The following is a 6,008-nucleotide window of genomic DNA, read 5'->3' on the forward strand; positions in this document are numbered from 1 at the left end:
GTTGACGCCCCTGTCTTAGCATCATAGCGCGATCAGTAAAGATAAGATCCCCGGCTTCTTAGAGAAGTCGGGGATCTGTGTGTTGTTTCTCACTAACTAAATCCGCGACTTGACAAACTTCTCTAACCTATCCATCCCCTTTTCAATTGTTGCCATATCTGTAGCATAGGAGAGGCGAATGTTGTCATCTGCACCAAAAGCTATCCCAGGAATGGCTGCTACTTGTTCCTCTTCTAGTAAAGCGTCACAAAATTGCAGAGATTTCAGTCCGGTTTTGCTGATATCAGGAAACAGATAAAATGCACCGTCTGGTTTAGGACAAGTCAAGCCAGGGATAGCGTTGAGTCGCTCTAGCATTACCTGGCGGCGTTTAGCAAAAGCTTGGCGCATTTGTTCTACACAGTCTTGCGAACTTTCCAAAGCTGCGATCGCACCATACTGAGCAAAGGTGCATACATTTGAAGTGCTATGGCTTTGGATAGTACTTGTGGCTTTGATTACATCTATTGGCCCCGCCAAATAACCGATACGCCATCCCGTCATTGAGTAACCCTTGGCAAAACCATTACTGACAATCGTGCGGGCAAATATTTCTTCTCCCAGGGAACCAATACAGAGGTGAGTTGCACCATCATAGAGAATTTTCTCGTAAATCTCGTCGGAGACAACAAAGATATCTGCTTCAACTACTACTTCCGCCAAGGCTTTGATTTCTTCCGGCGTGTACACCATACCCGTGGGATTAGATGGCGAGTTGAGGATAAATAACTTGGTCTTGGGTGTGAGAGATTTTCGTAATTGCTCTGGCGTAATTTTATATCCTGTTGTTGCATCTGTAGGGATAATTACGGAAATACCACCCGCCAAAGTCACCATTTCCGGGTAGCTTAACCAGTAGGGAGCAGGGATAATCACCTCATCACCTGGTTCGATCGCTGCTAGCATTAAATTGAACAAAGAATGTTTACCGCCATTAGTGACGATGACATTTTCTGCTTTATAAGCAAGACCATTCTCATTTTGTAGCTTGCGGGCGATCGCTTCTCTTAATTTTGGTTCTCCAGCAGCAGGTCCATACTTAGTTTTACCTTCATCCAAGGCTTTTTGAGCAGCAGCTTTAATATGTGCTGGGGTGTCAAAATCTGGTTCACCAGCGCTAAAACTACAAACATCTATACCTTCGCCCTTCATAGCCTTTGCTTTCGCTGCGATCGCTAAAGTTATAGAAGGCGTTACTTGACTCACTCTTCCTGCCAGCTTCATCGTCACTCAGCCAATTCTCACCTCTTCCAGAATATCCCAGAAGTAGGGGATCGGGAAAAGGGAAAGGGGACAAAGGGGACAAGGAAGACAATTATAGAGAGCATTGTTACTCCCCATCACCCCACCACCCCATCTTCTCGATCAAGCAATTGTCACTGCTTCGGATAAATAAACATCTTGGATGGCGTGGAATAATTGCACACCTTCTTCAAAGGGACGTTGGAATGTTTTGCGTCCAGAAATTAAGCCTGTACCGCCAGCGCGTTTGTTAATGACTGCGGTGCGAACTGCTTCTGCAAAGTCATTTTTACCTGATGCACCACCAGAATTAATTAAACCTGCGCGTCCGCAGTAACAATTGAGGATCTGGTAACGAGTTAAATCTATAGGGTGGTCTGTGGTCAAGTCTGTGTAAACTCGTTTGTCGGTTTTACCGTAACTCTTACCTGTTGCTTGGGCTACTGCTGCATAACCATTGTTATTTTCTGGTAGCTTTTGTTTAATGATGTCAGCTTCTATGGTTACGCCTAAATGATTCGCTTGTCCTGTCAGGTCAGCAGCCAGGTGATAATCTTGGTCTTGCTTAAAAGCACTATTACGTAGGTAGCACCACAGAATTGTCACCATTCCCAATTCATGGGCGCGTTTAAAAGCAAGGCTGACTTCCTGAATTTGTCTGGTAGAGTTTTCTGAGCCAAAATAAATTGTCGCACCCACTGCTACAGCACCCAAATTCCAAGCTTGTTCGACAGAAGCGAACATAATCTGGTCAAATTGATTGGGATAAGTTAAGAGTTCGTTGTGGTTGAGTTTGACAATAAAAGGAATTTTGTGAGCATATTTGCGTGAAACTGCACCCAAAACTCCTAAAGTTGTAGCTACAGCATTACAACCAGCGGCGATCGCTAGTCTGATGATATTTTCTGGGTCAAAGTAAATCGGGTTGGGTGCAAACGATGCACCTGCTGAGTGTTCAATCCCTTGGTCTACTGGCAATATGGAAAGATAACCAGTATCAGCAAGTCTGCCGGTAGAGTACAATGTTTGCAGATTACGCAAGACTTGAGGATTGCGATCGCTATTTATCCATACTCGATCTACAAAGTCGGGGCCTGGTAAATGCAATAAATCTTTAGCAACTTTAGCTTTGTAGGTCAGTAAGTCTTCTGCTTCTTCGCCTAGTAAAGACTCAATGGAATAGGGCGTTGCTAGCGTTGTAGTCATAGCCTTTCCTGCAATAATTTATAAACTGTTGCGAGTATTTGGCAACACTAATACTAAGATGATGCTAACAAAGCTTTTTCTTCCTTGTCTGGCTTGTCCTCCTTATCCGCTCTCTTTGGTGTATGTAGGTATTTGCAACAAGAGAAGCCGCGCTCACAGCATGAGAAGCTATGTAAATAATATTTATCGAACTCACGTAGTAAATGTTAAGGCTTGTCCGCGTACTTGTGTATGCAGTTTACCTTTTTCATAAACAAGCTTACCACCGACGATAGTGTAAGCAGGCCATCCGGTGAGATTCCAACCTTCAAAAGGACTCCAACCACATTTACTTAAGATTTCTTCGCGCAAAACTGGGCGATAGGTTTGCAAATCTACAAGCACCAAATCAGCATCATAACCAGGTGCGATTGCTCCTTTGTTGGGAATACCGTAGGCTTTGGCTACAGCAGTAGACATCCAATTGACAACTTGGGCAACACTACATCGCCCTTGGGCTGTAGCTGTTAACATTAAAGGTAAAGAAGTTTCTACCCCTGGCATTCCCGAGGGGCTATTGGGGTAAGGTTGTGCTTTTTCTTCTAAGGTGTGGGGTGCGTGATCGGTAGCAATAAAATCAATCACACCATCGTGCAAAGCTTGCCAGAGTACTTCGTTATCGTGGGGCGATCGCAAAGGTGGATTCATCTGGGCCAATGTGCCAATTTTTTCATAGGCACTAGTATTCAGAAATAAATGTTGTGGTGTGACTTCTGCTGTCACCCAACTTGGTTTGTGTTGACGCAGTAACTCTGCTTCCTCAGCCGTAGACATATGTAGAATGTGCAGACGACGCTGGTATTTTTCTGACAATTTTAATACCTGCTGTGTTGCTAAGAGTGCCGCCTGATTATCTTGGATTTGAGAATGAACAGCAACATCATGAATACCAGCAAATTCTTGGCGTCTTTGGTTAATTCTGGCTTGATCTTCGGCGTGGACTGCAATTAAGCGTTTTCCTTTAGCAAATATCGCCTCTAAAACCTCTTGCTGATCTACAAGCAGCTGACCATGCATCGATCCCATAAAAATTTTGATACCTGGAGTGGGATTTGCCAACAGCAAGTCCGGTAGGTTTTCTGCTGTTGCGCCAATAAAAAACCCATAGTTAACTAGGCATTTATTCTGGGCGCGTTGCAATTTATCATCAAGTGCTTGCTGGGTAGTTGTCAGGGGACGTGTATTTGGCATTTCCAAAAAAGAGGTAACTCCGCCTTTAGCACACGCACAAGTCGCAGTAAACAAATCCTCTTTGTGTTCCAGCCCCGGTTCACGAAAGTGTACCTGTGGATCAATGACTCCTGGCAACAAAGTTAACCCTTCTGCGTCAATTTCTCTAACTGATGCTTGATCTGTGGATATTTCTGGTGCGACTGCGACAATTAAGCGATCGCGCGTCAGCACATCCCCAATCATGAATTCTCCATCGGGTAAGATTATCCGAGCGCGCCGAATTAGTAAACTAGTGGAAGATGACATGGATGTTCAACGGTTAAAGCAAGAGCGATTTTTAACTAAGCTCCCTTTAGGAGCCGTGTGTAGGTGAGTAAGGGTATAAGGAAAAAAATAAAATCATGAATAACACAAGTTATGTGGACTTCACCTATACCCTTACACCCCTATACCCTTATACCCCTAATGAGCAAGTACTGTCCCTTTAGGTTAAACTGAATGAGGTTGTTAGCCGTTAATTTTTGTTACTGGTCACAAACAAGTTTATTTTTTAATCATGAATGAATAATTCATTTATGAACTACCTAAACTCCTGAGTTTTTATCTCCAGCTTCCATTTCAAACTTATCAATAGGACAAAGTAACTCAAAAGACTTACTTAGTACGGTTAAGATCAACAGATATACCATCTTTAAACTGACAAAATAGAAATTGTTTTTTGGACCATTAGTCAATTAATTTCATGCAAAATCAAGTGACTGATAACAACAACTCGACTCAAAAACCTGACAGTTCCTGGATAGCAGAACTAGGTAGAACAATTGTATTAAGTATTGTATTGGCTTTGGGTATTCGTACCTTTGTAGCCGAAGCCCGTTGGATTCCATCCGGATCAATGGAACCAACGCTACATGGTTCACCTAATCAATGGGAAGCAGATAAAATTATTGTTGATAAGTTAAGTTATAAATTTTCTAATCCCCAAAGGGGAGATATTGTAGTATTTTCACCCACAAAAGAGCTACAAAAAGAAGACTACCAAGACGCTTTTATTAAGCGTATTATTGCTTTGCCAGGAGAACAAGTAGCACTCAAAAACGGCAAGGTATATATTAATAACCAGCCCCTCTCAGAAAACACGTATCTTTCTCCTTCGCAGCAGACAGTAGTCAATGTTTGTACTTCTGGGCCACAACCGCCTTTTCTTGCTAAATCTGTAACTATACCTCCGGATTCCTATTTAGTATTAGGTGACAACCGCAACAGCAGTTATGATAGTCGCTGCTGGGGTGTTGTTCCTAGAGAAAATATTATTGGTCGTGCCGTAATTCGTTTTTGGCCCCTAAATAATATTGGTGGTATCGATAAATCACCATTGTATCCGTAAGTGGGGAGTGTGGGGAGTGGTAGATCATTAACTAACCACTAACCACCAACCACTAACTACTAACCAACCGAAGTTTATAAAAATTTTCAGAAAGTATTTGTCGCAAAGCGACAAAAAACATTACCCAGTTGGGTGGCTTCATCCCGCTTTAATCACTTTTATAGATTAAATGTAAATACGCGATTATCACCTTATTCTGTAGACAGCAATTTAAAACTTGGTGATGAAGTAGAAATTTTGGAAAAATAAAAATTTGGTAATTGGTAATTGGTAATTAGTAAAAAACAGCAATCAGTAATTGCCAATCACCAAAATCTATCTGTGTGCATCGGTGTGCATCGGTGTTCGTTCACTTCTTATATCTTGCACCAACTTTTCAGCCCGCCAAGAAATAAATTTCAAAGGCTCATAACTAAAGTCAGATAAATCTGACTCAAACAATATTTGAGTCCGTTGAAACGGACTTATGCTATTAGCCAGAGAATTTATTCTCAGGCGGAACATTGGGCTAATTGAGAATAATGCAAGATATGTTTTTTTAAATATGAATATTAAAAAAAGTGAATGATTTTACCTTTTTTCTGTAAAGTATGTTCAAAAACTAATACTTCTAATCTAAGTAAACTGAAGTCTTATAAATAAGCTTTATTGAGAGGTAAGATAAGAATCAACAATAATCAGTGCATTCAAGTGATTTCCAGCACTAAATCGCTCATGATGAAAAGATATGCTAAATACACCTATGCGTTTACAGTGTAGTTAAATCACAAAATAAAGTTTGCGATCGCAGAGCAAGTGCAGGATGAATTACGAACGGTTACAATCCGATAAAAAAGATATTCTCATCATAGATGACACGCCAGATAACTTGCGGATTTTATCCTGGCTCCTCACTAAAAAAGGATACAGCGTTCGTAAGGCT

General features: G+C 41.5%; 4 protein-coding genes and 1 pseudogene. 2 read left to right on the plus strand and 3 right to left on the minus strand.

Annotated elements, in window-relative coordinates; genetic code table 11:
* Positions 1-96 precede the first annotated feature (96 nt).
* From UYK_RS0114255 to UYK_RS0114265, 3 genes are all read right to left on the minus strand, one after another.
* Positions 97-1,263 carry a pyridoxal phosphate-dependent aminotransferase gene (locus UYK_RS0114255; RefSeq protein WP_009457116.1) on the minus strand — a complete coding sequence of 389 codons (1,167 nt, stop codon included), beginning with the start codon at positions 1,261-1,263 and terminating at the stop codon, positions 97-99.
* A gap of 141 nt (positions 1,264-1,404) precedes the next feature.
* Positions 1,405-2,487 (minus strand): class I fructose-bisphosphate aldolase, encoded by a 1,083-nt coding sequence (locus tag UYK_RS0114260; RefSeq protein ID WP_009457114.1) that lies wholly within the window; start codon positions 2,485-2,487, stop codon positions 1,405-1,407.
* Between the two features lie 192 nt (positions 2,488-2,679).
* The gene (locus tag UYK_RS0114265; protein WP_009457112.1) at positions 2,680-4,005 is read right to left on the minus strand and encodes a dihydroorotase; all 1,326 of its coding nucleotides are present in this window, start codon (positions 4,003-4,005) and stop codon (positions 2,680-2,682) included.
* A 436-nt stretch (positions 4,006-4,441) separates the two neighbouring features.
* Here UYK_RS0114265 and lepB point away from each other — a divergent pair, with 436 nt between their 5' ends.
* Positions 4,442-5,086 (plus strand): signal peptidase I, encoded by a 645-nt coding sequence (lepB, locus tag UYK_RS0114270; protein WP_009457109.1) that lies wholly within the window; start codon positions 4,442-4,444, stop codon positions 5,084-5,086.
* 802 nt (positions 5,087-5,888) lie between these two features.
* Positions 5,889-6,008 (plus strand): annotated as a pseudogene (locus UYK_RS27315) (response regulator); the annotation flags it as partial.

The sequence above is a fragment of the Fischerella thermalis PCC 7521 genome, from assembly GCF_000317225.1.
GTDB lineage: Bacteria > Cyanobacteriota > Cyanobacteriia > Cyanobacteriales > Nostocaceae > Fischerella > Fischerella thermalis.

What these genes read in the sequence shown, in the direction of transcription:
- UYK_RS0114255 (WP_009457116.1), bottom strand. Translation starts at nt 1,263, where the DNA reads ATGAAGCTGGCAGGAAGAGTGAGTCAAGTAACGCCTTCTATAACTTTA.
- UYK_RS0114265 (WP_009457112.1), bottom strand. Translation starts at nt 4,005, where the DNA reads ATGTCATCTTCCACTAGTTTACTAATTCGGCGCGCTCGGATAATCTTA.
- lepB (WP_009457109.1), top strand. Translation starts at nt 4,442, where the DNA reads ATGCAAAATCAAGTGACTGATAACAACAACTCGACTCAAAAACCTGAC.
- UYK_RS0114260 (WP_009457114.1), bottom strand. Translation starts at nt 2,487, where the DNA reads ATGACTACAACGCTAGCAACGCCCTATTCCATTGAGTCTTTACTAGGC.